Genomic DNA, 26,872 nt, shown 5'->3' on the forward strand with positions numbered 1-26,872 from the left:
ACAAAGTGAGTCGCAACCGATGATCAAACCGGAAACAAAACAACTAAGAGACTTGATGTCATATCAAGTCTCTTTCTTTCATGAAAGGAGAATGAGTGATGGAGACGATGCCTAATTGGTTAATGCAACGTGCATTTTTAACACCTGATCGCACTGCAATTGAAATTGAAGAGGAGAAGGTTACCTTCGTGCAGTTACATGAAAAAGTAGTATCTGTTTGTGAACACCTCCCGCATGTAGGAGTGAAGCGGGCGCAAAAGGTGGCTGTTCTGATGAAAAATGGTATGGAGATGATTACAGTTATTCACGCCCTATCTTACGTAGGTGCAGTAGCTGTGCTTTTAAATACGCGTCTTTCAAGAGAAGAGCTACTTTGGCAAATGGATGATGCGGAAGCTGTTTGTTTAGTGACGGATCAAGAGTTTGAGACGAAAAATGTTCCGGTATATTCATTCGCTGAAGTGATGAATGGACCGAAGGCAGAAGCATCTATACAAGAAGAATTCTCTTTAGAAGAAGCGATGACAATTATTTATACGTCTGGGACGACAGGAAAACCGAAAGGCGTTATTTTAACGTACGGTAACCACTGGGCAAGCGCAGTCGGTTCTTCGCTTAATTTAGGGCTTCGTGATGATGATTGCTGGTTAGCCTGTATGCCGATGTTCCACGTTGGCGGGTTATCTCTTTTAATGAAAAATATTATGTACGGAATGCGCATTTTACTCGTTCCGAAATACGATGCTGATTTTATTCATAAAGCACTTCAAACGAGAGGCGTAACGATTATTTCTGTCGTTTCTAAAATGTTAACTGATTTATTAGAGAGACTTGGAGAAGAGGCATATCCATCTTCTTTACGATGCATGTTACTTGGCGGAGGACCAGCACCGAAACCGTTATTAGAAACGTGTGTAGAAAAAGGAATTCCTGTGTATCAAACGTACGGTATGACAGAAACATCATCGCAAATTTGTACGTTATCAGCAGATTATATGTTAACGAAAGTAGGATCAGCTGGAAAACCACTATTTCAGTGTCAGCTACGTATTGAAAACGATGGTGTAGTGATGCCGCCCCGTACTGAAGGAGAAATTGTGGTAAAAGGGCCGAACGTAACACGTGGCTATTTTAACCGTGAAGATGCGACGCGAGAGACAATTCAAAATGGATGGCTTCATACTGGTGACCTCGGTTATTTAGATGAGGAAGGATTTTTATACGTATTAGATCGCCGCAGTGATTTAATTATTTCTGGCGGAGAAAATATTTATCCAGCTCAAATTGAAGAAGTGTTGCTCTCTCATCCGATGATAGCGGAAGCTGGTGTTGTTGGTATGGCTGATGAAAGATGGGGACAAGTACCAGCTGCTTTTATTGTAAAAAGTGGAGAGGTAACAGAAGAAGAAATTCTTCATTTTTGCGAGGAGAAATTAGCGAAATATAAAGTGCCGAAGAAAGCGTGTTTCTTAGAGGAATTACCACGAAACGCTTCGAAGAAATTGTTAAGACGAGAGTTAAGACAATTAGTGGAGGAGATGTAGGTGGAGATAAAAAAAGCGACACTTTATATAACGGAAATGCCACTCGTAATCCCGTTTGCTGCAAGTTATGGGACTTACGAAAAGCGTGAAAGTATCGTCATCGAATTAGAAGATACGGATGGGTACATTGGATTTGGCGAAGTTGTCGCATTTTCTGAGCCTTGGTATACGGAAGAAACGGTGAAGACAGCGCTACATGTACTTCAGGATTTTTTATTACCAGATTTATTGAAAGCTGAAATCTCTCATCCGAATGAAGTACCGTCTTTGTTCAAACATATAAAGAGAAACCGAATGGCAAAGGCCGGAATTGAAGGTGCCGTTTGGGATTTATATGCGAAGCGTCAAAAGCAGTCGTTAGCGACATTACTGGGCGGAACTAGGACTGAAATTGAAGTCGGAGTTGTAATTGGGATCAATACGATTCCAGTTATGTTAAAACAAATCGAGAAGTACGCGGAAGAAGGATACGGGCGCTTTAAAGTGAAAATAAAGCCAGAGCATGATTACGAATTGCTGAAAGAGATTCGCAAAGAGTTTCCGAACATCCCGCTAATGGCTGATGCAAATTCAGCGTACACGTTAGCGGATACGGAGAAGTTGAAACGACTAGATGAATTTCAATTGATGATGATTGAACAACCGTTAGCAGACTACGACTTTCTTGATCATGCACAGTTACAAAAGAAAATTGAAACACCGATTTGTCTAGATGAAAGCATCCATAGTTTAGAAGACGCGCGCGTTGCCATTACGCTTGGTAGTTGCCGCATCGTTAATATTAAACCAGGGCGAGTGGGCGGATTAACAGAATCGGTTCAAATACATAATTATTGCATGGAGCATAATATCCCGGTTTGGTGCGGCGGTATGGTAGAGATGGGGATATCACGGGCACAAAACGTTGCGCTTGCGTCATTGCCGAACTTTACGATTCCGGGAGATATATCCGCTTCTAGTAGGCATTGGGAGAAGGATATTATTTCGCCGGAAGTGACGCTTGAGGGCGGGAAAGTAGTGGTGCCGCAAAGTATTGATGCTGAGTATGAGGTGGATCGCGGGAGATTGGCGGAAATTACGAAACAGCGGATTGTGTTTGAAAGATGAAATAACAAAGGTTACTCTTATGAGTAGCCTTTTCTCATTGTACAAATTGGATAGACTAGTTTAAAATCGAGCGTATGAAAACGGAATGAAGTAGGGGGACTAAAATGAAGAGTATTTCAATTTTAATAGCCGATGATGAGGCGGAAATTGCTGATTTAATTGCGATACATTTAGAAAAAGAAGGTTACCACGTCGTTAAAGCAGTTGATGGAGAAGAGGCAATTCATGTTATTGAAACTCAGCCAATCGACTTAGTGATTTTAGATATTATGATGCCGAAAATGGATGGATATGAAGTGACGCGCCAAATTCGTGCGAAACATCATATGCCGATTATTTTCTTAAGTGCGAAAACATCTGACTTTGATAAGGTGACAGGCCTTGTGCTAGGTGCGGATGATTATATGACGAAGCCTTTTACACCGATTGAATTAGTTGCGCGTGTAAATGCACAATTACGCCGATTTCTTACGTTAAATCAGCCGAAAGTAGCGGAGAATAAATCCGCTTTAGAGGTAGGCGGAGTCGTTATTGATCCTGAGCGAAGAACAGTAAATGTGTACGGAGAACAAGTTGAATTAACACCGAAAGAGTTTGATATTTTATATTTATTAGCGAGTCATCCGAAGAAAGTGTACAGTGTGGAAAATATTTTTCAGCAAGTGTGGGCGGAAGGGTATTACGAAAGTGGAAATACAGTTATGGTACATATTCGTACGCTGCGGAAAAAGCTTGGAGAAGATAAAAGAAAGAATAAGTTAATAAAAACAGTGTGGGGAGTAGGTTATACTTTCAATGGCTAAAAAGATGAGAAGCTTTCGTTCGAAGATGGTTATGTTATTTGCGTTAAGTATGATATTTGCTGCTGGCATAACGTATTTACTTTATGAAGGATTACGGATTTATTATAAACTAGTAGTTCGTTATGAGGATCCTTTAGCCCAATTTCGTTCAATGGTAAGACAAATTGGGGATATTAATTTCTTTTTAATTATCTTCATCCCTCTATCCATTATGTTTTTCTTCTTCCTTACTAGACCATACTTAAAATATTTTGATGAGATTTCGAACGGGATTCATCATTTGGCGAACGGTGATTTTACAAATCAAGTTCGCGTTTCATCAAATGACGAGTTTGGATATATTGCTCGTGAAATAAATGTAGCGAGTGAGAAATTAAAAGAAGCAGTTGAACGAGGAGACTTTGCGGAAAGTAGTAAGGATCAGCTCATTGTTAACTTAGCTCATGATTTAAGAACACCATTAACTTCTGTTTTAGGATATTTAGATTTAATTCTTAAAGATGAGAATTTAACAAAAGAACAAATTAAACATTTTTCTACGATTGCTTTTACGAAATCGGAAAGGCTTGAAAGCTTAATTGATGAATTATTTGAAATAACGAGAATGAATTATGGCATGCTGCAGCTGGAAAAAAGACCAATTGATATAAGTGAATTACTTATACAGTTAGAGGAAGAATTGTATCCGTCATTAGAAAAAAAGGATTTAGAAGCGAGATTGAATATTGCGCCCCACTTACATATTAATGGTGATGGGAAATTATTAGCTCGAGTCTTTGAAAATCTTTTAACGAATGCGATTCGTTACGGATATGATGGGAATTTTGTTGATATGAACGGATATATTGATCATGAAGAGGTAGTTGTACAAATTATTAATTACGGAGATAGCATTCCAGAAGAGGATTTACCATATTTATTTGATATGTTTTATACAGGTGATAAAGCGAGGTCAGAGCAGCAGGGTGGAACAGGTCTTGGATTATTTATCGCGAAAAATATTATCGAACAGCATAACGGGACAATCTCTGCTGAAAGTAATGTAATTAGAACGATATTTGAAGTGAGATTACCAAAAGAGGATAATCTGGAAATTTAATAAAAATTTTAACTTTACCCCACTTTTTATTTTAATAGTTTTTTCTATTCTATACGTAAGTTACGTTAAGGAGGAACTAGAAATGAAAAAGTGGGTATTTGTTTTTCTTTTTATAGCATGCACAGTATGTGTGGGCTTTTATATAACACCGTTATTTCAAAAGGAGATCGATGTTAAAATTGCAGAAAAAGATAATAAGGTAAAATCGGCGAATACTGAAAAGATAGAGATTACAGAAGAACAAATTTATAAAGGGGATCTATTATTAGTTAATAAAGATTATCCGGTTAAGAAAGATAGCATTAGGTCTGATATTATAAATATAAATCATAATAGTGAATTAGTAAGAGGTTATGTGATATTTGATAGGAATCTTCGCTTATCAAAGGGTGTTGTAAAAAAGTTTTTGAACGTTGTCGATGCAGCTGGGAAAGATGGAGTACAGCATTTCTTAATGAGTAGCGGTTACCGAGATTTTCAAGAACAAAGTAAATTATATAAAGAAATGGGATCTGATTATGCGCTTCCAGCAGGGTATAGTGAACATAATTTAGGGTTATCACTCGACGTTGGGTCTACTCAAAAGAAAATGGAGAAAGCTCCTGAAGGAAAATGGATTGAAGAGAACGTATGGAAGCACGGATTTGTTTTACGTTATCCGAAAAATAAAAGTGATATTACAGGCATTCAATATGAGCCGTGGCATATACGTTATGTCGGCTTACCACATAGTGCGATTATGCAAAAAAAGAAAATTACGTTAGAGGAATATTTGGACTTCTTAAAAGAGGAAAAAGAAATTTCAACTGAGGTGGAAGGTAAGAAATATACGGTTTCTTATTATAAAGTTTCAGGTCGTATGAACGTAAATGTCCCAGTAAATAAGCAGTATGAAATTTCGGGGAACAATATGGACGGAGTTATTGTGACGGTTCAGGACTAGGGGTTCTTTTGAAATAAAATTAAACTTTAATCAGTGGGGATTTTGCGGGATAAAATTTGATTCTCCCATAATAGCGCTCTATAGTGGGAGAATCAAAATAGAGGAGCAGATACAATTCTTAATAATAGAAAAAGAAATTTTTAATTCAAAGTAAAAAAGGTTGGAGCCTCATCAACATTCTTAAGCCACATATACTCTTGGCGATTTAAACTATCCTTCACCCAGACATCACCTTTATATACATTAGTCTTCTTGCGAAACCAAGTAAGATAAGATCCAACAACTTGAGGATCTTCATCAAGTTCATTCTTTTTCGGGAACGAGATTTGTCTCTGTTCTTCTGTTTTTATATTGATAATATAAAGCGTTGTGAACATCGGCGGAACAGGACCTTCCTTCCATTGCTTGTTCTCTTTTGCACGAGCCACAATCACTTTGTCTGGTGAGAACCACTCAAAATCAAGGTCGACATAACCTACAGGTGTGTATTCCTTTTGTTGTTTTGATGTTATCATGTCTGCAACTGTGAATTTTTTATTTTCTACAAAAAACCTTCCTTCTCCTGAAATATAGGCCAGTTGATTGGCTGATGGAGCCCACTTTATCCAATCTTTGAATCCTAGCATTTCACCAATCGATTGAAAGTGTTTCCCTTTTGATGAGATAACACATAACGTATTGCTATCCATTGACAAGGAAGCAGTAGGAGTGGCCAAAAAGCTAACCCACTTTCCATCAGAACTCCACTTAAAATAGTTAGTACCAATCGCAAATAAATCAGTTTCATTTGTTTGAATCGTATAAAAAGGTGTTATTTTATCTTTAGCAAGATTTGCATCTACCGGAATTTTATAAAGTGGGATTGGCCCCCATCCAGTAGGACGTAAGCAGGATTGTGAGGAAGCGATAAATTCCTTTCCGCTCGGGAACCATTCGAAATCACTAACGCCAAGTGATACATTTTTAAAACCTTGCGGGCGCCCATTCTTTGTTTTTGTAACGTTTAATAAACCTTGATCAGTGTAGGCCAATTGATTTTTGTTCGGTGACCAATTAAAGTTAGACGTTTCAACTCTTACGTAAGGCTGATAGCTTATTTTCTCTTTAGTATCATAAATGAATAGGTTAGATTTTTTACCCTGTTCATCACTATCGATATAACCAAGAAACCTACCATCATACGACCATTTTGGAGAATACACATATTGATTCTTTGTGATTTGTATTTCTTGATTCCCCTTTTTCATCCATAGCTGATGGTCCCGGATAAATGCAGCCGTAAGTGGTGGGTTCTCTGCGCTAACCATCATTGGTAAATACAAAGTAACTAAGATGATAAATAATAAAATTCGAAATCCCAAGGACACCCCTCCTGCTTATAGGTTGTCCGGATATTTACTGGAAACTCTCATCAAGATGTGGATTTAAATTTATAATCTTCTTTTACAGAACGAAACAATTTACAATTAAACATTATAACGTTATATTTACTTTTCTTTTTTTTCGTGTTACTCTAAATGTGTGAAAGAGATATAAAATGAAAATTTAATGTAAGCGTATTCTTGTGGCTTCTTATAGAAAAGGGTGGAAATACAATGACAGAACGATTCGTACTACGTAATGTGAAACGTGTGAACGGGGAAGAGATTGACATTGTAATTGAAAATAATAAAATCGCACAGGTGACGAAAAATGGTGCTGGCGAGGGTGGAAAGGTTCTTGATTACTCAGGTACTTACGTATCGAGTGGCTGGATTGATTTGCACGTTCATGCTTTTCCAGAGTTTGATCCGTATGGCGATGAGGTAGATGAAATTGGCGTTAAGCAAGGGGTAACGACAATTGTTGATGCGGGTAGCTGCGGGGCTGACCGTATTGCAGATTTAGTATCTAGTAGAGAACAGGCCAAAACAAATTTGTTAGCCTTTTTAAATATTTCAAGAATTGGTTTGAAACGAATTGATGAATTATCCAATATGGAATGGATAGATAAAGAGAAAGTGATAGAAGCAGTAGAAAAGTATAAAGATGTAATCGTTGGGTTAAAAGCGAGAATGAGTAAAAGTGTCGTTTGTGATAGCGGAATTGAACCGCTTCATGTAGCACGCTCTTTATCTCGTGAAACATCATTGCCGATTATGGTACATATCGGTTCAGCGCCTCCACGTATAGAGGAAGTTGTACCTCTTTTAGAAAAAGATGATGTGATTACACATTATTTAAACGGGAAAGAAAATAATTTATTTGATGGAGAAGGAAAGCCACTCCCTGTATTACTAGATGCAGTGAAACGTGGTATTCATTTAGATGTTGGGCATGGCAATGCTAGTTTTTCTTTTAAAGTAGCAGAGGCAGCAAAGCGTTACGGCATTGCTCTTAATACGATTAGTACAGATATTTACCGGAAGAATCGTATACATGGTCCAGTTTACAGTATGGCTAACGTTCTTTCGAAATTCCTTTACTTAGGTTACACACTCGAAGAAGTGATTGATGCGGTTACGAAAAATGCAGCAGAGTGGCTTAAGAAACCAGAGCTTGGCCGCATTCAAGAAGGAGATATTGCGAACTTAACTTTGTTTACGGTGAAAGATGAACCGATTACGTTAATCGATTCAGAAGGGGATCAGCGCATTGCTGAAAGAAGAATTGATACGAAAGGGGTTGTAATCAATGGGTCATTCATTGAATGCTAAATATGGATTAAAAAGAGTTATTAATGCGAGCGGTAGAATGAGTATTTTAGGTGTATCCGCTCCTACAGATACGGTAATGGATGCGATGAAGCATGGTGGACAAAATTATGTGGAAATTGCAGATTTAGTAGATAAAGCAGGAGAACATATTGCAAGAATTCTAGATGCAGAGGCAGCAGTCGTTGTAAATTCAGCGTCGAGCGGAATTGCACTTTCTATTGCTGGTATCGTTACAGAAGGAAACCGCCGTAAGAGTGAACGACTTCATCAAGAAGTAATCGCGAAAAACGAAGTGATTATGTTAAAAGGTCATAACGTTCAATACGGTGCTCCTGTTGAAACAATGGTGTATTTAGGCGGCGGTAAACTAGTTGAAGTTGGTTACGCAAACGAAGGGAAAGCGGAACATATTGAAGATGCAATTGGCGAAAATACAGCAGCGATTCTGTATGTGAAATCACATCATGCAGTGCAAAAAAATATGATTTCTGTTGAAGAAGCATGGGAAGTTGCGCAGCGAAATAATGTGCCACTTATCGTTGATGCAGCAGCTGAAGAAGATATTCAAAAATATGTGAAGTATTCTGATTTAGCAATTTATAGCGGTTCAAAAGCAATTGAAGGCCCAACTTCCGGTATTGTTGGCGGCAAGAGAAAATATATTGAATGGATTAAAGTGCAATTACATTGCATCGGAAGAAGCATGAAAGTTGGGAAAGAGACAACGTTTGGCTTACTGCAAGCACTCGATGAATACGGAGTAAAAGAAGATAAGAGTCAGCAAGAAAAAGAGTTGTTACAAGTGCTTATACCGCTGAAAGAATTAAACGGTGTAAATGTAACAATCGTTCAAGATGAAGCAGGAAGAGCAATCTTTAGAGCGCGTATCCATATTAACGAGAAAGAGTTAAATAAATCAGCAAAAGACGTTGTTACGGCATTACGCGAAGGGGAAATCGCAATTTACACACGTGATTACGGAGTAAGACAAGGATTCTTTGATATCGATCCACGTCCACTTCAAGGTGATGACATACATGTGATTGAAGAAAAAATGAGAGAAATTGTGGGGGGAAACTAAAATGACAAACATTCAAAAACGTTTTTATAAAGGCCGCGTAGCATTAAATGTATTAGCAAACAACACCCGAAATGCGAAAGGCATTTTTGAAGCGGCAGAAGGTTATGTAGTAGTTGGTGTGTTATCAAAAGATTATCCAACAGTAGAAGAAGCAGTAACTGCGATGAAAGCATACGGAAAAGAAATTGATGACGCTGTATCGATCGGACTAGGAGCAGGAGATAATCGTCAAGCGGCAGTTGTAGCTGAAATTGCGAAGCATTATCCTGGTAGTCATATTAACCAAGTATTCCCTTCAGTTGGAGCAACGCGCGCTAATCTTGGCGGAAAAGATAGCTGGATTAATAGTTTAGTATCACCTACAGGAAAAGTAGGTTACGTAAATATTTCTACTGGTCCAATTAGTGCGGCTGGGGAAGAAAAGGCAATCGTTCCAATTAAAACAGCGATCGCACTTGTGCGTGACATGGGCGGAAATTCATTGAAATACTTCCCGATGAAAGGCTTAGCTCATGAAGAAGAATATCGCGCGGTTGCGAAAGCTTGTGCGGAAGAAGGATTTGCATTAGAGCCAACGGGTGGAATTGATAAAGAAAACTTCGAAACAATTGTACGTATTGCATTAGAGGCAAAAGTAGAGCAAGTTATCCCGCATGTGTATTCTTCTATTATTGATAAAGAAACTGGTAATACGAAAACAGAAGATGTACGTGAATTATTAGCGGTAGTGAAGAAGTTAGTTGATCAATATGCGTAAGAAAATTGCAGCATTCGGTGAAGTAATGATGCGCCTGCAAGTACCGGGATATGAATTGTTATCACAAGCTAACACGCTAAATTACTCATTTTCAGGTACAGGCGTGAACGTTGCAGCGGCGCTTTCTCATCTAGGACATGAAGGTTTTCTTATTTCAACTTTACCGGAAAATTCGGTTGGAGATGCTGCGGTATCGCACATTCAAAAATTAGGTATTCAGGCACCGTTTATTTCAAGAGGCGGTAAATATGTTGGCATGTACGTTTTAGAAAATGGATTTGGCGCACGTGCAAGCCGCGTTACATATTCGAATCGACTAGAAAGTAGCTTCAACACAGCATCTGAAGAGATGTACCAATTTGAAGAAATCGCCAAGGAAATTGACATCGTTCATTTTTGCGGGATTACACTTGCGATGAATGATACTGTGCACCACCATATGAAATATTTAGCGAAAGCAGTTAAAGAAAACGGAGGCACTGTCGTTTTTGATTGCAATTATCGTCCATCGCTTTGGGGAGAAGACGGATATGAACAGGCGAAACCACATTATGAAGAAATGCTGGACCTTGCTGATATCGTTATGATGAATGAAAAGGATGCAATGTTCGTTCTTGGAATGAAAACAGAAGAGACGGAGCGAGAAGCGCAGCTGACGGATCTCATTCCAAAGGTAGCTGAAATGTATCATATCGCTACAATTGCTGGTACACATCGTTCTATTAATAGCGATAATACACAATCACTTCGCGGATTCATATGTAAAGATGGAACGTTCACTTTTGCAAAAACACTTACGTTTTCTGTATATGATAGAATAGGTGCTGGAGATGCTTATACGAGCGGGATTATTCATGGCGAGATAGCAGAGTTTGCACCAGAGAAAGCTGTTTCATTTGCGTCAGCAGCTGGAATGCTTGCACATACAATCGTCGGTGATACGCCAATGTCGTCAGAGAAAGATATACTTCGGGCAATGACGGCATCAGTAGGTGATGTAGAAAGGTAGTGGGTGTAACGGTGAACGTAACGAGGAAAAAAGGACCATTATATTTACAAATAAAAAATATTATTCGTGATCGAATATTGCATGGTGTATATGCGATTCATACGAATATTCCTTCTGAACCGCAATTAGAGGAAGAGTTCAAAGTGAGCAAAATTACAGTGCGTAATGCGATTAAAGAACTCGCTCAAGAAGGATATTTGGAAAAGAAAAGCGGTAAAGGAACGAAAGTAATTCGTAATACTTCTGCGACAAAATTGTCAAAGGGTAAGAAATTTACTGAAGTGTTAGTGGAAGAAGGATATAAAGTACAAAAGAAATTGCTAAAGGCAGAAGTAGTTCAGAATGAAGAAGGAACAGTGCCGTTTCGATTATTCGGTAAAGAGAGTTTCCGTATTGAGCGTCTATATGCTTTAAATGATACTCCGTACATTCATTATACGCACTATTTCTCAGCACAAATGGCAAGTACAGATTTATCGGACTTTGATTTACAATCGCTTTACGATTTAGTCGAGGACCGGGGGATACATTTAGAAAACTTTAGAGATGAATTCGCTGTTGGATTTGCGCCTAGTTTCGTTGCAGAATCGTTAGGTGAAAAAGAAGGAACGGCGTTATTAAAACGTATGCGCTATTCTTACGATGAGGTTGGCGAAGTAATTGAATATAGTGAAGGCTACTACAACACGGAAATGCAGCATTATGTAGTGAATTATGACGTATAAAAAAAGAGGGATTTTCCCTCTTTTTTTATAAAGTGAAACTTTAATTAGTGAGGGTTTTGTTCATCCCCCGCTGATTATTAGCCTACACTAATAGGGCGTTTACGGGCAGCGGGATAAAAGTAAGGGGAATGAGAGATGGATATATACTTATTGATCATCACGTTAATTGCGATCGCAATTGTCATTTTAGGGGTATCATGGTGGAAATGGCATGCATTTATTAGTTTAACAGTTGCTAGTCTGTTTTTAGCAATCATGTCTGGACTGAACTTAACGAAAATAGTGACTGCCTATGAAACTGGTGTTGGTAGTGTACTAGGGCATTTAGTTGGTATTCTGGCTCTCGGAACAATTTTAGGGAAAATGATGTCTGATTCAGGGGCAGGCATGCAAGTTGCAGATTTCTTTATTCGATTTTTCGGTGTGAAAAAACTGCCTTGGGCAATGTTGTTTGCAGGATTTGTTATAGGCATTCCAGTATTTTTTGAAGTGGGGATCGTCATTTTATTACCACTTGTTATTTCAATTCGAAAAACAACGAAGCAAAATATATTATTAATTGCTTTGCCTGTTATTGCGGGATTATCCATAGTACATGGGCTAGTGCCGCCGCATCCAGGTGCGATGACAGCAATCGGTATTTATAATGCGAATTTAGGGAAGGTACTATTGTATTCATTAATTATCGCGTTACCAACAGCAATTATCGCAGGGCCTGTATTTGCAAAGTGGGTACATAAGAGAGTTATACCTGAAAATGAACCGGAGCTTGTCCGGGTTACGACTGTATCAACCGATTTACCAAGTCGTAAGGTTTCGTTTTTTATTATATTACTGCCAGTAGTTCTGATGATTTTATCAGTAGTTGCACCGTATATTTCATTACCGAAAAAAATAACTGAATTTTTCGTTTTCGTAGGAAGTCCAGTAATCGCTTTACTCATTTCATGTTTCGCAGCATTTTATTTACTTGGAATAAGACAAGGAATTAATAAAAAGGTGATTAAAAAATTAACAGATGAAAGTTTACTACCGGTCGGTTCCATTATTTTAATAATCGGTGCGGGGGGTGGATTTAAACAAATATTAATTGAAAGTGGTGTGGGAACAGCGATTGCGCAAATGGCAGAACATATATCGTTATCACCAATCGTACTCGCTTTCATGGTAGCTGGATTAATTCGAATTGCAACAGGTTCAGCTACAGTAGCATTAACGACAGCAGCAGGAATTGTTTCACCGGTTATTCAGCACATGTCTGGTGTGAATTTAGAGTTGCTTGTTATTGCAACAGGGGCAGGTTCATTAATGTTTTCTCATGTAAATGATGCGGGATTTTGGCTTGTAAAAGAGTATTTAGGATTAACAGTGAAGGAAACGTTTAAAACGTGGACAGTGCTAGAGACATTGTTATCATTTATTGCATTTGGCTTTGTACTTTTACTTAATATGTTCGTTTAAAAGAAGGAGGTACCTATTTAAGAAGGCACTGAAAAAGTGATTGCTTTGAAAAAATAACGTGTATTTCATCGACATATAGAAAATGAAAAGGAGTCCATCACCTGTATATAGTAGGTGGTGGACTCCTTTTTCTTATTAGGTGGACTTTTTCAGTGGCCTCCCTATTTAAAGGTATCCTCTTTTTGTGTTGGGGGTCTTTTCATGAAACAAGCCCGTTTTTAGGAAGGGCAAGCTTCCGATTCGCCCTGAAAACATACTATAAATGGAATCCCCTCATTTAGAACAAGAAGAACTTGTTATGAATGATACTAAAGGAGGAATAGAATAATGGGCGAAAATTGTGAACACAGACATGATGATTGCGACCGCAGACGTGGCGGCGGCGGTTTTGCGCTTCTAATCGTATTGTTTATTTTATTAATTATCATTGGTGCTAGCTGCTTCGGCGGAGGCGGCGGTTATGGTGGCGGTTATGGTGGCGGTTATGGTGGCGGTTATGGTGGTGGCTATGGCGGCGGCTATGGTGGATATTGCTGCTAATTATTAAAAACTATTGAAAATGGCCTTGTGCATATTGCACAAGGCCATTTTATTCATATTTTTATATGCTGTGATAATTTATTAATGTACAGAGAACGGATTAAGAAGAAGAAAATGATCTCGATAATCCCGAAAAAGGTGAGTACGATTAATGATTCTTTTAGTAAAGAGAAAGCGAACATGCTTTGTAAAAACTTAACCGCAAATAAAGTGTGAACACCAGCAACGATATAAGGAACGAAAAATAAAATTCCTAATTGAATCGTTGCAGAGCGAAACATTTCTGATTCTGTTAATCCAAGTTTGGTAATTGTAATATACTTTTGTTTTTCGCTCGTTAAGTCATTATACATACGGAAATATAAAACGCTAGCGGCTCCAATAAAAAAAATAAAGCCGAGAAATGCCCAAATAAAGAATTGAGCAACCGCATTCTCTTTACTGTGAACGAGTTCATCAGTAGCTGTATGAATATGGAATGGCTTGAGAAAATCTTTTTCATCCTTGTGTGCTTCATACAAGTTTTCTGCATCATGATCTAAGCTTTTTAATATGTTTTTCGTTGGGACAATTGCATTTTCCCAATCCTCCATAAAGTAGTTATAAACTGTAATCGTTTCAATGTGAGGAATCATATTTTCAATGACAGTATCTTGCATAACAATTAAGTGAGGTAATGCAAAGGTTGGTTCGATTCCTTTATTAATAAAATCTTTAATATGAAATTCCTTTTTATTAGAGCCAAGTGTAATAGTGTCCTGCTTCGCAAATGGGTTTGAGACGAGATTTAATAGCTCTGGCGAATAGCGAGAAATAATATAAACTTGTGTAGAATTAAGAGTGATTTCTGGCCTACTTAATTGTTTAGCTATCGCGTTATAATCACTCATTTTCATAATGGCAATTTCCTCTTTTAAAGCCGTATCTTTTAAAACGGTAAACTTATATTTGTTATATTGAAAATTAGCATTTGTAAGTTCAGTTTCAATAGTAGTAATATGTTTTTGTTCAAATGCATTATCACCTTCTGAAGTATAGGTGAATGGTATTGGATATCGTTCTAATATCGATGCTTTCGTATGGTTATTTGCAGCAAATAACCCGATAATGATTGTAAATGCAAGTGCAGATAGCATAGAAACGATAAAGAGTACATTAATATTACTACGGGTACGAGCAACTAAATCTGAAATCCATAACATATTTATTTGTTTCAAATAAAACTTTCTTCGCTGTTTTAAAATGTAGATAAAAAGAAGAAATGTTTGTGAAAAGAAAAAATATGTCCCGGCCACTACGAGCGGTAAAATAGATAACATAATAAAGAATACAGAGCCATTTTGTACATTTTTTTCTGTTACGTAGCCTTGCGGATAACCGGCGATATAATAACATAGTCCTAAACAAGTTAAAGCGAATATCGAAATGAGTATAGATGGTTTTTTTTCGTTCTTTTCTTTTTTGGTCCCCTTAATGAGCTGCGTTGTTTTACGAGTACGAATAAATATGGGGGTAAACGTAGAAACAATTAAAAATAAAATGATAAAGGTAACGGTTGTAACGATAATCGCTTCTGTTGGCCAATATAAATAAAGGCCTTTCGCACTTGTTAATTTCGAAGTAACTAATAAGAAAAAGTTAGAGAACACAAGGCCACCTTGAATACCGATAAAGATAGATAACATCCCGATTATCATGTTTTCAGTAAATAAAAGTCTTTTTAACTGTTTCTGTGAGATACCAAGAATAGTGAGTATCCCGAATTGTTGCTTTCGTACATTTAAAAATGTTCCGATTGAATATAAGAGAAAGAAGAACGAGAACATGACGATAACAAGCTGTGCTGTACTCGCTAAATTCATTAAAGGATCTCGTTCTTGAAAGTTTTGTACACTTTGTAAGCGTGGATGATACGCATATACAGTAAATGAAAAGAAAACCATAATGGAAAATGTACTGCTTACAAAATAAGCGAAATATGCTTTAGAATTACGTGAGACATTTTTAAAAGCAAATTGCCAAAACGTCATCCACGTCTTCCTCCTAATAATGCTAAAACATCTAATATTTCTTGATAAAATTTCTCGCGATGTAGTCCGCGGTGTAGTTCATTGTAAAGCCCACCATCTTTAATAAAAATAACTCGGTTACAATAACTTGCTGCAAATGGATCGTGCGTAACCATTAAAATCGTTGCATCCTCTTCTTTATTTAATTTCGTAAATAACTCCATTACATCAATTGCCGCTTTCGAATCTAAGTTCCCTGTCGGTTCATCCGCAAGTAGAAGTGACGGATTATGAATAACAGCACGTGCTACCGCGGTACGTTGTGCTTGTCCTCCAGAAACTTCAAAAATACGCTTGTCCAAAATCTGATCAATTCCAAGCTTTTTTGAGATGTTATCAAGCTTCTCGTCCATTTCTTTTAAAGGAACATTATCTAACGTTAAAGGTAATACGATATTTTCACCGATTGTCAGTGTATCTAGTAGGTTAAAGTTTTGGAAAACAAATCCTAACTCTTGGCGGCGGAAAATAGCAAGCTTCTCTCTGCGGAACGTGTGCGGTTGTTTTCCGTTAATAATGACTTCACCAGAAGTAGGTGAATCGATGGTGGAAATAACGTTTAAAAATGTAGATTTCCCGCTTCCAGACGGCCCCATAATCGCAACGAATTCACCTTTATCTACGTGTAAATTTATATTTTTTAAAGCAGTATGAGGGACTTTTCCTTCATACACTTTTGAGACGTTTTTTATGTGTAATACTTCTTCCATAATAATCACCTTTCTATTTTTTAAAACTTAATATGTTGTGATAATTTTTGCATATAAAAGGAACGAATTAAAAGGAAAAAGAGAATTTCAACCGTTCCAAAGATTACAAGTACAACTGTAATCTCAGCGAATAATGAGAGATTTAATATTTCTTGCAACATCTTTGTCGCAAACATTGTATGGATCGATGCCATAATGTAAGGAACAAAGAAAAGAATCGCAAGTTGGATGGTAGCAGATTGCTTCATTTCGGTTTCTGTTAAACCAATTTTTGTAATCGTTATATACTTTTCTTGCTCATTTGTTAAATCTGTATACATACGGAAGTAAAGAACGCTGCCAGCACCGATAAAGAAAATGACACCTAGGAAAGTACCGATTAAGAAGAACGAAGCGACATTTAGTTTTGTTTTGTATAGAGAATCGCTCGCTTCACTTGCATGGAACGGTGGGTGTTCTGCTTGGATAGCTTCATTATCTTTATTAATTTTTGTTGTAAATGCGGAACCAATGTCATGTGCTTTTTCCCAATCGTTCACTTTGAAACTATATACACTCATCTGTTTTGAAACGTTTGATAAAGCTTCTACATTTTTATCAGATAATACGACTAACTGTGATATTAAGCTATTTGGGAACGGGTTATAACTTTTATATTCTTTTATTTGTAACTGTAAAGAATTTTGGTTCAGCGTAAGAGTATTTTTTGCTTTTTGATCATGAATGGTTCCAATAACTTGACTGTCTAAATCTTTAATAAGGATATAAGATTCATTATTTTTTACGTTGAGATGTTCCCAGCTTAATGTATTAGCCAGTATGTTGTAGTCACTTTGTTTAATTGCATAATAGAGCTGCGGGCTTTCTTCCGCCGAAGATACTTCATATATATCTGTTTTAAATTTCTTATAAGTAAACTGCTCTTCGTTAAATTTTTGTTCTAACCAATTTAAATGTTCATCAGCTAACGTATTTTCAGTATGTGATAAATAAGTAAAAGGGAAAGGGTTTTGCCTTATTTCATCAAACTTTGTGAATTTCCCAAACCCATATAAGAATGTAATCATTGTGAAAGCGAGCGTTGATAACATCGTCACAATGAAGAGCATGTTAATATTCGTCCGAATACGAGTTGCTAAATCAGAAATCCAAAGCATATTAATACGTTTCATATAAAATTTTCTTCGCGCTTTTAATATACGAATGAGTAAGAAGCTAATTTGTGAGAAGAAAAAATATGTCCCAGCTGCAGCAAGTGATGGAATGACAAATATACTGGTGGCGGCGTATAAAAGTCCAGCGATATCTCCTAGTGACATAAAATATAGCGGATTCGCTGATAAAGCATATCCAGATAGTAAACATGTCGCACCAAAGAGAGAGATGAGTACAGATGCTTTTCTTTCTTTTTGTTTTTCACCTTCTTGCAAAAGTCGTACAGCTTTTCTCGTACGGATTAGCATCGGTGTAAAGGAAGATACGAGAATAAAGAGTCCGAAAAAGATTATTATTGTTAAAATAATAGCACTTGTAGGCCAGTATAAATATAGACCAGGTACATGTGTGATTTTGGCGGTAACTAATAGAAAGAACTGTGAAAAGACAAGGCCAAATTGAATGCCAAAAAATATGGAAAGGACACCAATTAACATGTTTTCTAGAAATACAAGCCTCTTTAACTGCTTTTGAGATATGCCAAGTACTGTTAAAATCCCAAACTGTTTTTTTCGTACCTTTAAAAAGGTACCGATCGAATATAGTAAAAAGAAAAATGAAAAGAATACAATGACAACTTCTGAAATTGTCATTAATATGTTCAGAGCATAATTAACGTCTGTCATATGCAGCTTCGGATGAAATAAATAAACTGCAAATGAGAAAAAAATTGCAATGGAAAACGCGCTGCTTACAAAATAGGCGAAATAAGCTCTGGCGTTTCGCGTCACGTTTTTAAATGCAAACTGCCAAAATGTCATTCACCTAAGCCTCCTAATAGAGTTAACGTGAAAGGAGTATGGGGAGAGGTTCCCTCATACTCTTTTCATCAAGTTTGTTTTAAATATTTTGCCCATTAGTATACTGTGATAATTTTTGCATATAAAGCGAACGAATGAATAAGAAAAATACGATTTCAACGACTCCAAAAATAATAAGAACAGTTGCAATTTCAGTAAACAATGATAAACCAATTACATCTTGTAGCATCTTCGTTGCAAACATTGTATGAATGGATGCCATAATGTACGGAACGAAAAATAAAATACTAAGTTGAATGGTTGCAGAGCGTCTCATTTCTGCATCTGTTACGCCAATTTTTGAAATCGTTACGTACTTCTCTTGTTCGTTCGTTAAATCAGTATACATTCTGAAGTAAAGAACGCTACCTGCTCCAATAAAGAAAATGACACCTAAGAATGTCCCGATTAGGAAGTATGCAGCACTTCCTGATGTGATTCTATATAATGAGTCTGCTGATTCATAGGAGCGTATAAGGGGGCCTTCGTATTGGAATTCCTGTCGATCTTTTTGTATTTTTTTCATAAAATCATCAGCAATTTCATACGTCTTTTCCCAGTTTTGTACTTTATAATTGTACGCTGATACATGCTTTGTTGTACTTGGTAAGCTGTTTACAACAGCGTCCGGTAAAATTAAAGTTTGATATGAAAAGTCAGATGGAATGGCCCCTACTTGTTCATAGCCCTTTACTTGTAATATCGTATTTGTGCTAGAAAGTGTAATGGATTTTCTATTGTAGCTTGGCTCAAACTCGCTGAATAAGGTGAAATAAGCGCTACCCGTTAAGACATATGCTTCGTTATCGCTCATGAATAGTTGTTTCATTCGCAGGGAAGCTGCAAGCTTGTTATAGTCACTTTGTTTCATTGCATATATGTCATTATAAGCTGTTATACCTTCATCTTCTTTCAGTGGTGTTTCATATAAATCAGCCTTTATTTTTTTATAAGAGAAATTTTCTTTTTGTAATTGCTGTTCAAGCCAATTTAAATGCTCGTTAACAAAAGGATTTGCGTCATATGAAAAATAAGAGAATGGAAAAGGTGAACTTCTCGTAACCTCTAGCTTTGTAAACTTCCCGAATCCATATAGGAACGTAATCATTGTGAAAGCGATTGTAGATAGCATCGCTACAATAAAAAGCATATTAATATTCGTTCGGATACGGCTTGCTAAATCCGAAATCCAAAGCATATTAATCCGTTTCATATAAAACTTTCTTCTTTTCTTTAAAATATAAATAAGTAAGAAACTAATTTGAGAAAAGAAAAAATATGTCCCAATTGTAACAAGTGTTGGAATCACGAAAATACTTGAAATCATATATATAAAGCCTACTTGCGGGTTTATTGAGAAGAAATATTTAGGATTTCCAGCTAAAACATAACCACCTAATAAACAGATAGCACCAAATAGAGAGACGAATATGGATGGTTTTCTTTCTTTTTGTTTTCCACTGTTTGTTTTTAAAAGGTGCACTGCTTTTTTTGTTCGAATAAGCATTGGTGTGAATGCAGATACAGCGATAAAGAGACTAAGAAACACGATCGTTGTTAAAATGAAAGCATTCGTAGGCAAATATAAATATATACCTGGTAGGTGTGTGATTTTCGCTGTCACTAATAAGAAAAACTGTGAAAATACAAATCCAAACTGCATACCGAAAAAGATAGATAAAATACCAATTAACATATTTTCAGTGAAAACGAGTCGATGTAATTGCTTTTTTGATATACCTAAAACGGTTAAAATACCAAATTGTTTTTTACGAACTTTTAAAAACGATCCGATTGAATATAGTAAAAAGAAGAAAGAGAACAGAACAATGACAACCTCTGAAAAAATCATTAAGCCTGAAATCTCAGAAATCATGCTGAAATTTTGTAATTTCGGGTGAAATAAGTAAACTGCAAACGAAAAGAACACAGCAATCGAAAATGAACTGCTGACGAAATAAGCGAAGTAAGCTCTTGAATTGCGTGTTACATTTTTAAAGGCAAACTGCCAAAAGTTCATAGTCCATACCTCCAAACCGAAAGTATAGATATATTCCTATTACAAAAAATGTATGAGAGTAAATTCTCATACATTTTAGGAGTAACTAGATTCATTCTTCTGTCACCTGCTCTAAGGGATTGTTCGCAGCATTATGGAAGATAATTTTAATCGTCGTTCCTTTACCAACTTCAGAGTCTAGTTTTACAGAATGACCTAAATAATCACAAATTTTACTTACGATATAAAGCCCCATACCAGTAGATTCTCCGAATGTACGACCGTTCTTTCCAGTGTAAAATGGTTCAAATACTCTTCGAACATCTTCTTGCGGAATACCAACGCCCTCATCACGAACTTCCAAAATGATATCTTTTCCATTTCGATAGGCGGATAAGAAAACTTTCTTTCCGCGTTCACCAGAATAACGAACAGCATTTGTCATTAACTGATAAATGATGAACTTTAGCCATTTCGCATCAGAAGCAACCTTTAAATCTGAATGAACTTCTAAAACGGGGAAGACTCCATTTCGAATGAATAGCTCTTTTAATCCGTTAATATTTTTTGTTACAGTATCTTTTAATGAAATCGTTTCAACATGGAAGTCTTCATGGAAGTTATTTAACCGTGCCATGTATAAAGCCATATCGAGTCCTTGATTTAGTCGTTCTAACTCTTTTTTAAATTTCGGGATTAAATGTTCATCTTCCATTTCCAGCACCATAAGTTGCATAATAGAAACAGGTGTCTTCATTTGATGAACCCAATGGTTAATAAATAATTGGTGTTCTTGTTGTTTTACTTCGAATGTTTGTAGGTCTTTTTGGAATAGACGATATTGCGTACGAACGAGCTCGTTTACACTGTGTGGCATTGGAGCAGTCGCTCTTTCAATAAAAGCATCTTCCATTTTCTCTGGTGGTTCACTTAATCTGTGGTACATTCTACGGTTACGAACATAACGATAAGCGAGGAAGCAGATAAATAAATATAAACTTAATACGATGAAGTAAAACTTATTATTTTGAAATCCATCTACTGCATCATAGAGAACGAAAATGATTCCGAAATTTAATACATATAGTAGAAAAAATGCAAAATGATCACGTAAAAATAGCTTCATGCTTATTCACTCCAAGTTGCGTTAAAACGATACCCAAGTCCACGTACTGTTTCAATAGCATTTTCAATACCAAGCTCATTGAACTTTTTACGAAGACGCGTAATGTTTACGTTTAATGTATTTTCCTCAACGAAGCTTTCGTCGTCCCAAAGAGCGGCTAGTAAATCTTCACGACTTGCTGTACGAGGGAATTTAGATAATAACATTTCTGCTAAAATTGCCTCTTTCTTCGTTAAAAGAACTTGCTCAGATTCAAAATGAATTTCTGGACGCTCAGGGAATAGTTTTAAACCTTCTACTTCAACGATACGCTCAGAAATATTCGGTGCATAGTCACCGTAAATACGGCGTAATTGGCCTTTAATTTTCGCCATTACAACATCATAGTGGAACGGTTTCGTAATGTAATCATCCGCGCCACTTTCAATCGCCATAATTTGTTCCATCTCACCAGCACGTGCTGAAATGAAAATAATTGGACAAGTAGATTCATGGCGAATTTGACGGCACCAGTAGAAACCATCGAATTTCGGTAAGTTTACATCAAGTAAAACAAGGTGTGGTTTCACAGCGTTAAATGATTCCATAATATCATCAAAGTTTTCAGTAACAACAGCGTCGTAACCGTACTTTTGAATGTGAGATTGCAGTAATGATGAAATATTTGGATCGTCTTCAACGATTAAAATTTTGTACATATGTATATTCCTCCTCAAAAAAACACTTGTAGCTATAGTGTACCATGTGTTTCCTGTCTTTTCATTATGTTGAAATGAGAGCTATATAAATATAAAAATTAAAAAGACGACATAGAACTTGTCTTTTTAGGGGAGAGAGAGGATCGAGCCATGCATAGAAGCGGTCAGAGCCTTTTTCTGCCCCGTTCGAAGTAAAAACAAAGAAATCAAATGAATAGGCTTTCCTTTTTTGTTATACATAGCATAGCTGTGGCGTATTTATATGACGAAAGAGTAAACAGGATTTATATAGTAAACAGTATAGGTCAAAAGTGGAAAAAGTAAAAAGTAAAAAGGGCCTCATAGATAATTGACAATTGACTGAAATCATTTTAACATTTAGATAAATATCTAAATGTCTAATTAGTGAAAGGAAGAAAGACATTGAATCAAGCATTCAAAGCATTAGCAGATCCAACAAGGCGAAAAATTTTAGATTTATTAAAAGAGGGTGATTTAACAGCTGGGGAAATTGCTGAACAGTTCAACATGACAAAGCCAAGTATTTCTCATCATTTAAATGCACTTAAAAATGCTGAGCTTATTCAAGATGAAAAAAGAGGGCAATTCGTTGTGTACTCTTTAAATACAACTGTCTTTCAAGATTTATTGACTTGGGTGTTTACGTTTACGAATAAGGGGGAAGAGGGGAAATGAGGAAGCATGTATTTCCGTTATTATTAATTGCTTTAACGATTATTGTATGGTGCATCGCATGGCCATATTTACCAGAAGAGGTTCCGAGTCATTGGAACGTTGCTGGTGAGGTAGATGGACATATGTCAAAAATGGGAATGATGATTTTTGATGTAGCGATTATGGGATTTATATATGCACTTGTAACTTTATTACCTAAAATAGACCCGAAGTATGACAATTACAAAAAATTCCCTAAAGCACTTGGAATGATAAATGGAGCCATTTTATTTTTCTTGTTTGCTCTTAATATGATGACACTCGCAAATGCTTTAGGATATAACGTTCCAATTGGAATTGTTGTGAACATAATGGTCGGTATCCTCTTCATTGTACTCGGCAATTATATGCAGCAATGTAAACCAAATTTCTTCATAGGTATTAAGACACCATGGACTTTAAGTAGTGAAAATGTATGGAGAAAAACACATAGGTTAGGATCAAAGATTATGATGATTGGCGGTATTGTAATCATATTTTCCTCGTTTCTTCCGGGAATGTGGAAGATGATTTGTTTGTTAAGTGTTGTCGTTGTATTGGTTGTTGGTACGATGCTATATTCATATGTTGCTTATAAGAAAGAAAAAGGGGCTTAATAAAAAATTATGGGGGAGAGAGGATGAAAAAACATCTTTTTGCAATTATATTAATTTTTATAACTTGTATCGCATGGGCGTTTGCTTGGCCACATTTGCCGGATACAATTGCGACACATTGGAGCGGCGGTAAGGTAGATGGCTATTCTTCTAAATTATATGGAATGATTTCTATGGTTGGAATTATGATTGCGTTATATATATTTCTAAATGTGATACCAAAGATTGATCCAAGGAAAGCAAATTACGAGAAATTTTCTAAAGCTTTCATGATGATGAATAACGGGATACTATTGCTACTATTTGTAGGGAATATAGATATTATTACAAGTGGACTCGGATATAACTTATTCATTAATCGGGTGCCAGAATTATTAGTTGGTGTTTTATTTTTAGTAATAGGTAATTATTTACCGCAGTGTAAGCCTAACTATTTCGTTGGGATGCGTAATCCTTGGACGTTAAGTAATGAAGAAGTATGGCGGAAAACACATAGATTTAGCGGAAAAGTATTTGTGGCTTTAGGAATTATTATGATTATAAGTGTTTTCGCTCCGGCTGATTGGAGATCTTATATGATGCTTGGGATTATAGTAGTTGCTGTCATCATAACGAATTTATATTCTTATGTTTTGTATAAAAAAGAAATGCAATTGTGAGCAGTAAGTGATTGAACGGTACTAGTTAAATTTTATATTTATAGTTTCTATGTGTTAAGAAGTTCTAATACTCAGTGGGGATAACGAAAAAGCTCGCTGAGTAAATTTTTTTGTATTCGGTCTGAAAATTCAGTTAAAAAGATAGTTTGGGGGAAATCACATGTTAGAAATTATAAATTTTAGCAAGACATACAAAGGTGGCAAAAAAGCAGTAGATCATTTAAATATTACTGTTCAAGCAGGAGATATCTTTGGATTTATTGGACATAACGGTGCGGGGAAAAGTACAACAATTAAGTCGTTAGTAGGAGTTATAGATTTTGAAGAAGGTGAAATTTTTGTTGATGGACATTCAGTAAAAAAGGATCCAATTGCATGTAAGAAAATAATGGCGTATATTCCTGATAATCCAGATTTATATGAGCAATTAACAGGAATTCAATATTTGAACTTTGTTGCTGATGTGTTTAAAGTGTCTGCAAAGGATCGGGAAGAACAGATACAAAAGTATGGGGATGCTTTTGAGATTACACCTTACTTGGGAGACTTAATATCTTCTTATTCACACGGTATGAAACAAAAAGTAGCGATTATATCGGCGGTTTTGCATAAACCGAAATTATTAGTTTTAGATGAACCTTTCGTTGGTCTTGATCCAAAGGCTGCTGTAGTATTGAAAGGGATTATGCAGGAGCTTTGTGAAAAGGGAAGTGCGATTTTCTTTTCTACGCATGTTTTAGATGTGGCGGAGAAGTTATGTAATAAAATAGCGATGATTAATAGAGGGAAATTAGCACTTTCAGGGGAAGTGAATTCTTTAATAAAGGAAGGCTCATTGGAAGAGCTCTTTATGAAGGAGCTTGCTAATGAATATTAGTAGTCTAGGTCTTTTAAAAATCCGCTTGATAACACAGCTTGGTTTAAATACTTTTAAATATGAAAAAGATAAAAAGAAGAAGCAGAATAAGATTTTGCTGTCAGTGTCTATTGCCTTGGTGGGTGTCATGTTAATGCTATATTGTGGTGCCTCAGCATATGGATTGGTGAACTTGGGAATAAGTGAAATTATCCCAGTTTATGCATTAGTTGTTTGCAGTGTATTGACGTTGGTTTTCACTATATTTAAGGCAAATGGAGAGATTTTTGCTTTTAAGGACTACGATCTTTTAATGTCATTACCGATTCGTGTAAGTACTGTTATTACAAGCAGGTTTTTGTATTTATATTTGCTGAATACACTCTTTTCAATCATAATTATGCTACCAATGGGAGTTGTTTATGGCATACATGAGAAGCCATCAGTTTCTTTTTACTTTATGTGGTTCATCAGTATGTTTATAGCATCTTTAATTCCAACAACAATTGCAGCAATCTTTGGAGCTGCGATTACAGCAATCGCTTCTAAATTTAAAAATACGAATAAAATAACTACGATTTTAAGTTTTATAGTAATTATTACATTCGGTTTCTTTATGCTAAAAAACGGAAATGCTCAGTATACCCTTAATGATATGAAGGGGATTGGTACAATTGTTTCAGAGCAACTAACTAAAGTGTATCCATTAGCTAACATGTTTCAAAAAGCAATTGTTCATGCTGATCTTGTAGCTTTCATCCTGTTTGTTGGGATATCAGTTATTTGGTATTATCTTTTTGTAAAAATACTTTCGCTAAAATATAAGCAAATAAACACAGGGATTACCACTTATCATATGCTTTCAAATTATGAGATTAATAGTATGAGAAAAGAAAGTGTATTGGTTGCGTTGTATAAAAAAGAACTGAAACGTTTCTTTTCTTCTACAGTGTATGTGATAAATAGTGGAATGGGAGTTGTGATGGCAATAGCTTTCGCGCTAGCTATAGTTGTAGTAGGACCAAGTCAATTAATAGCGTATCCTGGAATTGAGCCCCTGTTGCAAAAGATTGCGCCATTTGCTATTGCAGCAGCGATTTCGATGACGTGTACAACATGTGTGTCATTGTCTTTAGAAGGAAAAAATGTATGGATTATTAAGTCATTGCCTATAGCGCCAAAGATGATTTATGACAGTAAAATTCTTATGAATCTTTCATTAAGTATACCTGCATCACTTATCAGTGCCGTATTACTGATAATAGGGTTAAAACTAGATGTTTGGAGTTCTCTTTTAATCGTCATAACACCGATAACATATTCATTATTTTCGGCAGTATGGGGGATATTTATTAATAATCGATTTGGTTATTATGATTGGGTATCAGAAACTCAAGTAGTAAAACAAAGTGTAGGATCGTTTGTTGGTATGTTTGGTGGCTTTATTATGGCTGTTATCCCAGCCTTGTTAATCGGTACTGCTACTATCTCGAGCTACAGAGTATTTACTTTTGGAGTTGTTATAGTGCTAGCGATTATTACTATTTTCTTGTATAAGAACGAGTCGAGAAGAAGTATAAAGTGAAACTTTAATCAGTGGGGGTTTTGTTCATCCCCCACTGATTATTAGCGCTCACCAATTGG

At 36.3% G+C, this 26,872-nt stretch carries 23 protein-coding genes and 2 pseudogenes; 18 read left to right on the forward strand and 7 right to left on the reverse strand.

The window, feature by feature from the left end; all coding sequences use genetic code 11:
• Positions 1 to 98 precede the first annotated feature (98 nt).
• From FT637_RS22975 to FT637_RS22995, 5 genes are all read left to right on the forward strand, one after another.
• Positions 99 to 1,544, forward strand: coding sequence for an o-succinylbenzoate--CoA ligase (locus tag FT637_RS22975; protein WP_193648249.1), 1,446 nt, complete (start codon positions 99 to 101; stop codon positions 1,542 to 1,544).
• Complete coding sequence (gene menC, locus FT637_RS22980; protein ID WP_193648250.1) at positions 1,545 to 2,651, forward strand: o-succinylbenzoate synthase; 1,107 nt, start codon at positions 1,545 to 1,547, stop codon at positions 2,649 to 2,651.
• Positions 2,652 to 2,755: 104 nt separating this feature from the next.
• Positions 2,756 to 3,454 (forward strand): response regulator transcription factor, encoded by a 699-nt coding sequence (locus FT637_RS22985; protein ID WP_193648251.1) that lies wholly within the window; start codon positions 2,756 to 2,758, stop codon positions 3,452 to 3,454.
• On the forward strand, positions 3,447 to 4,553 hold the full coding sequence (locus tag FT637_RS22990) for a sensor histidine kinase (RefSeq protein WP_193648252.1): 1,107 nt from the start codon (positions 3,447 to 3,449) through the stop codon (positions 4,551 to 4,553). The genes FT637_RS22985 and FT637_RS22990 overlap by 8 nt, the downstream gene beginning before the upstream one ends.
• 82 nt (positions 4,554 to 4,635) lie before the next feature.
• Positions 4,636 to 5,496: a D-alanyl-D-alanine carboxypeptidase family protein gene (locus FT637_RS22995; RefSeq protein ID WP_193648253.1), complete on the forward strand. Its 861-nt coding sequence runs from the start codon at positions 4,636 to 4,638 to the stop codon at positions 5,494 to 5,496.
• 140 nt (positions 5,497 to 5,636) lie between these two features.
• On the opposite strand, the gene FT637_RS23000 is transcribed toward FT637_RS22995, so the two are convergent.
• A complete protein-coding gene (locus FT637_RS23000) occupies positions 5,637 to 6,857 on the reverse strand; it encodes a translocation protein TolB (protein WP_193648254.1) in 1,221 nt (406 codons plus the stop codon).
• Between the two features lie 234 nt (positions 6,858 to 7,091).
• Here FT637_RS23000 and FT637_RS23005 point away from each other — a divergent pair, with 234 nt between their 5' ends.
• The 8 genes and pseudogenes from FT637_RS23005 to FT637_RS30055 form a co-directional block, all read left to right on the forward strand.
• Positions 7,092 to 8,192 carry an amidohydrolase/deacetylase family metallohydrolase gene (locus tag FT637_RS23005; protein WP_193648255.1) on the forward strand — a complete coding sequence of 367 codons (1,101 nt, stop codon included), beginning with the start codon at positions 7,092 to 7,094 and terminating at the stop codon, positions 8,190 to 8,192.
• Positions 8,170 to 9,273, forward strand: a complete 1,104-nt coding sequence (locus FT637_RS23010) for a DgaE family pyridoxal phosphate-dependent ammonia lyase (protein WP_193648256.1) — start codon at positions 8,170 to 8,172, stop codon at positions 9,271 to 9,273. The genes FT637_RS23005 and FT637_RS23010 overlap by 23 nt, the downstream gene beginning before the upstream one ends.
• Position 9,274: 1 nt before the next feature.
• Positions 9,275 to 10,030, forward strand: coding sequence for a 2-dehydro-3-deoxy-phosphogluconate aldolase (gene dagF / locus FT637_RS23015; protein ID WP_193648257.1), 756 nt, complete (start codon positions 9,275 to 9,277; stop codon positions 10,028 to 10,030).
• Complete coding sequence (locus tag FT637_RS23020; protein WP_193648258.1) at positions 10,023 to 11,039, forward strand: sugar kinase; 1,017 nt, start codon at positions 10,023 to 10,025, stop codon at positions 11,037 to 11,039. The genes dagF and FT637_RS23020 overlap by 8 nt, the downstream gene beginning before the upstream one ends.
• On the forward strand, positions 11,039 to 11,764 hold the full coding sequence (locus tag FT637_RS23025; RefSeq protein WP_193648259.1) for a GntR family transcriptional regulator: 726 nt from the start codon (positions 11,039 to 11,041) through the stop codon (positions 11,762 to 11,764). Before FT637_RS23020 ends, FT637_RS23025 begins: the two co-directional genes overlap by 1 nt.
• Before the next feature lie 135 nt (positions 11,765 to 11,899).
• Positions 11,900 to 13,225 (forward strand): gluconate permease GntP, encoded by a 1,326-nt coding sequence (gene gntP / locus FT637_RS23030; RefSeq protein WP_193648260.1) that lies wholly within the window; start codon positions 11,900 to 11,902, stop codon positions 13,223 to 13,225.
• A 327-nt stretch (positions 13,226 to 13,552) separates the two neighbouring features.
• Positions 13,553 to 13,663: pseudogene (locus FT637_RS30050) on the forward strand (YjcZ family sporulation protein); the annotation flags it as partial.
• Positions 13,652 to 13,750: pseudogene (locus FT637_RS30055) on the forward strand (hypothetical protein); the annotation flags it as partial. The pseudogenes FT637_RS30050 and FT637_RS30055, both read left to right, overlap by 12 nt.
• Positions 13,751 to 13,818: 68 nt before the next feature.
• Here the strand turns inward: FT637_RS30055 and FT637_RS23040 are convergent.
• From FT637_RS23040 to FT637_RS23065, 6 genes are all read right to left on the reverse strand, one after another.
• The gene (locus FT637_RS23040) at positions 13,819 to 15,795 is read right to left on the reverse strand and encodes an ABC transporter permease (protein WP_193648262.1); all 1,977 of its coding nucleotides are present in this window, start codon (positions 15,793 to 15,795) and stop codon (positions 13,819 to 13,821) included.
• On the reverse strand, positions 15,792 to 16,544 hold the full coding sequence (locus FT637_RS23045; protein ID WP_193648263.1) for an ABC transporter ATP-binding protein: 753 nt from the start codon (positions 16,542 to 16,544) through the stop codon (positions 15,792 to 15,794). Before FT637_RS23045 ends, FT637_RS23040 begins: the two co-directional genes overlap by 4 nt.
• A 20-nt stretch (positions 16,545 to 16,564) precedes the next feature.
• Positions 16,565 to 18,520, reverse strand: coding sequence for an FtsX-like permease family protein (locus FT637_RS23050; protein ID WP_193648264.1), 1,956 nt, complete (start codon positions 18,518 to 18,520; stop codon positions 16,565 to 16,567).
• Positions 18,521 to 18,599: 79 nt separating this feature from the next.
• Complete coding sequence (locus FT637_RS23055; RefSeq protein ID WP_193648265.1) at positions 18,600 to 20,579, reverse strand: FtsX-like permease family protein; 1,980 nt, start codon at positions 20,577 to 20,579, stop codon at positions 18,600 to 18,602.
• Between the two features lie 91 nt (positions 20,580 to 20,670).
• A complete protein-coding gene (locus FT637_RS23060) occupies positions 20,671 to 21,684 on the reverse strand; it encodes a sensor histidine kinase (protein WP_193648266.1) in 1,014 nt (337 codons plus the stop codon).
• A gap of 2 nt (positions 21,685 to 21,686) precedes the next feature.
• A complete protein-coding gene (locus tag FT637_RS23065; RefSeq protein ID WP_098764733.1) occupies positions 21,687 to 22,382 on the reverse strand; it encodes a response regulator transcription factor in 696 nt (231 codons plus the stop codon).
• A 423-nt stretch (positions 22,383 to 22,805) separates the two neighbouring features.
• Between FT637_RS23065 and FT637_RS23070 the strand changes: the two genes are divergently transcribed.
• From FT637_RS23070 to FT637_RS23090, 5 genes are all read left to right on the forward strand, one after another.
• On the forward strand, positions 22,806 to 23,078 hold the full coding sequence (locus FT637_RS23070) for an autorepressor SdpR family transcription factor (RefSeq protein WP_001070538.1): 273 nt from the start codon (positions 22,806 to 22,808) through the stop codon (positions 23,076 to 23,078).
• On the forward strand, positions 23,075 to 23,713 hold the full coding sequence (locus FT637_RS23075) for an SdpI family protein (RefSeq protein ID WP_193648267.1): 639 nt from the start codon (positions 23,075 to 23,077) through the stop codon (positions 23,711 to 23,713). Before FT637_RS23070 ends, FT637_RS23075 begins: the two co-directional genes overlap by 4 nt.
• A gap of 23 nt (positions 23,714 to 23,736) precedes the next feature.
• Entirely contained in the window at positions 23,737 to 24,372 is a 636-nt protein-coding gene (locus FT637_RS23080) for an SdpI family protein (RefSeq protein WP_193648268.1), read from the forward strand.
• Positions 24,373 to 24,532: 160 nt separating this feature from the next.
• Positions 24,533 to 25,249 (forward strand): ABC transporter ATP-binding protein, encoded by a 717-nt coding sequence (locus FT637_RS23085; RefSeq protein ID WP_193648269.1) that lies wholly within the window; start codon positions 24,533 to 24,535, stop codon positions 25,247 to 25,249.
• On the forward strand, positions 25,239 to 26,813 hold the full coding sequence (locus FT637_RS23090; protein WP_193648270.1) for a permease: 1,575 nt from the start codon (positions 25,239 to 25,241) through the stop codon (positions 26,811 to 26,813). The genes FT637_RS23085 and FT637_RS23090 overlap by 11 nt, the downstream gene beginning before the upstream one ends.
• Positions 26,814 to 26,872 lie beyond the last annotated feature (59 nt).

This window comes from Bacillus cereus, from assembly GCF_015071065.1.
GTDB classification, from domain to species: Bacteria; Bacillota; Bacilli; order Bacillales; family Bacillaceae_G; genus Bacillus_A; species Bacillus_A cereus_BA.

Bases quoted from the DNA above. Each gene is read 5' to 3' on its own strand.
- FT637_RS22975 (WP_193648249.1), top strand. From the start codon at position 99: ATGGAGACGATGCCTAATTGGTTAATGCAACGTGCATTTTTAACACCT.
- FT637_RS22985 (WP_193648251.1), top strand. From the start codon at position 2,756: ATGAAGAGTATTTCAATTTTAATAGCCGATGATGAGGCGGAAATTGCT.
- FT637_RS22990 (WP_193648252.1), top strand. From the start codon at position 3,447: ATGGCTAAAAAGATGAGAAGCTTTCGTTCGAAGATGGTTATGTTATTT.
- FT637_RS22995 (WP_193648253.1), top strand. From the start codon at position 4,636: ATGAAAAAGTGGGTATTTGTTTTTCTTTTTATAGCATGCACAGTATGT.
- FT637_RS23005 (WP_193648255.1), top strand. From the start codon at position 7,092: ATGACAGAACGATTCGTACTACGTAATGTGAAACGTGTGAACGGGGAA.
- FT637_RS23010 (WP_193648256.1), top strand. From the start codon at position 8,170: ATGGGTCATTCATTGAATGCTAAATATGGATTAAAAAGAGTTATTAAT.
- dagF (WP_193648257.1), top strand. From the start codon at position 9,275: ATGACAAACATTCAAAAACGTTTTTATAAAGGCCGCGTAGCATTAAAT.
- FT637_RS23020 (WP_193648258.1), top strand. From the start codon at position 10,023: ATGCGTAAGAAAATTGCAGCATTCGGTGAAGTAATGATGCGCCTGCAA.
- gntP (WP_193648260.1), top strand. From the start codon at position 11,900: ATGGATATATACTTATTGATCATCACGTTAATTGCGATCGCAATTGTC.
- FT637_RS23040 (WP_193648262.1), bottom strand. From the start codon at position 15,795: ATGACGTTTTGGCAATTTGCTTTTAAAAATGTCTCACGTAATTCTAAA.
- FT637_RS23045 (WP_193648263.1), bottom strand. From the start codon at position 16,544: ATGGAAGAAGTATTACACATAAAAAACGTCTCAAAAGTGTATGAAGGA.
- FT637_RS23050 (WP_193648264.1), bottom strand. From the start codon at position 18,520: ATGACATTTTGGCAGTTTGCATTTAAAAACGTGACGCGAAACGCCAGA.
- FT637_RS23055 (WP_193648265.1), bottom strand. From the start codon at position 20,579: ATGAACTTTTGGCAGTTTGCCTTTAAAAATGTAACACGCAATTCAAGA.
- FT637_RS23060 (WP_193648266.1), bottom strand. From the start codon at position 21,684: ATGAAGCTATTTTTACGTGATCATTTTGCATTTTTTCTACTATATGTA.
- FT637_RS23065 (WP_098764733.1), bottom strand. From the start codon at position 22,382: ATGTACAAAATTTTAATCGTTGAAGACGATCCAAATATTTCATCATTA.
- FT637_RS23075 (WP_193648267.1), top strand. From the start codon at position 23,075: ATGAGGAAGCATGTATTTCCGTTATTATTAATTGCTTTAACGATTATT.
- FT637_RS23080 (WP_193648268.1), top strand. From the start codon at position 23,737: ATGAAAAAACATCTTTTTGCAATTATATTAATTTTTATAACTTGTATC.
- FT637_RS23085 (WP_193648269.1), top strand. From the start codon at position 24,533: ATGTTAGAAATTATAAATTTTAGCAAGACATACAAAGGTGGCAAAAAA.
- FT637_RS23090 (WP_193648270.1), top strand. From the start codon at position 25,239: ATGAATATTAGTAGTCTAGGTCTTTTAAAAATCCGCTTGATAACACAG.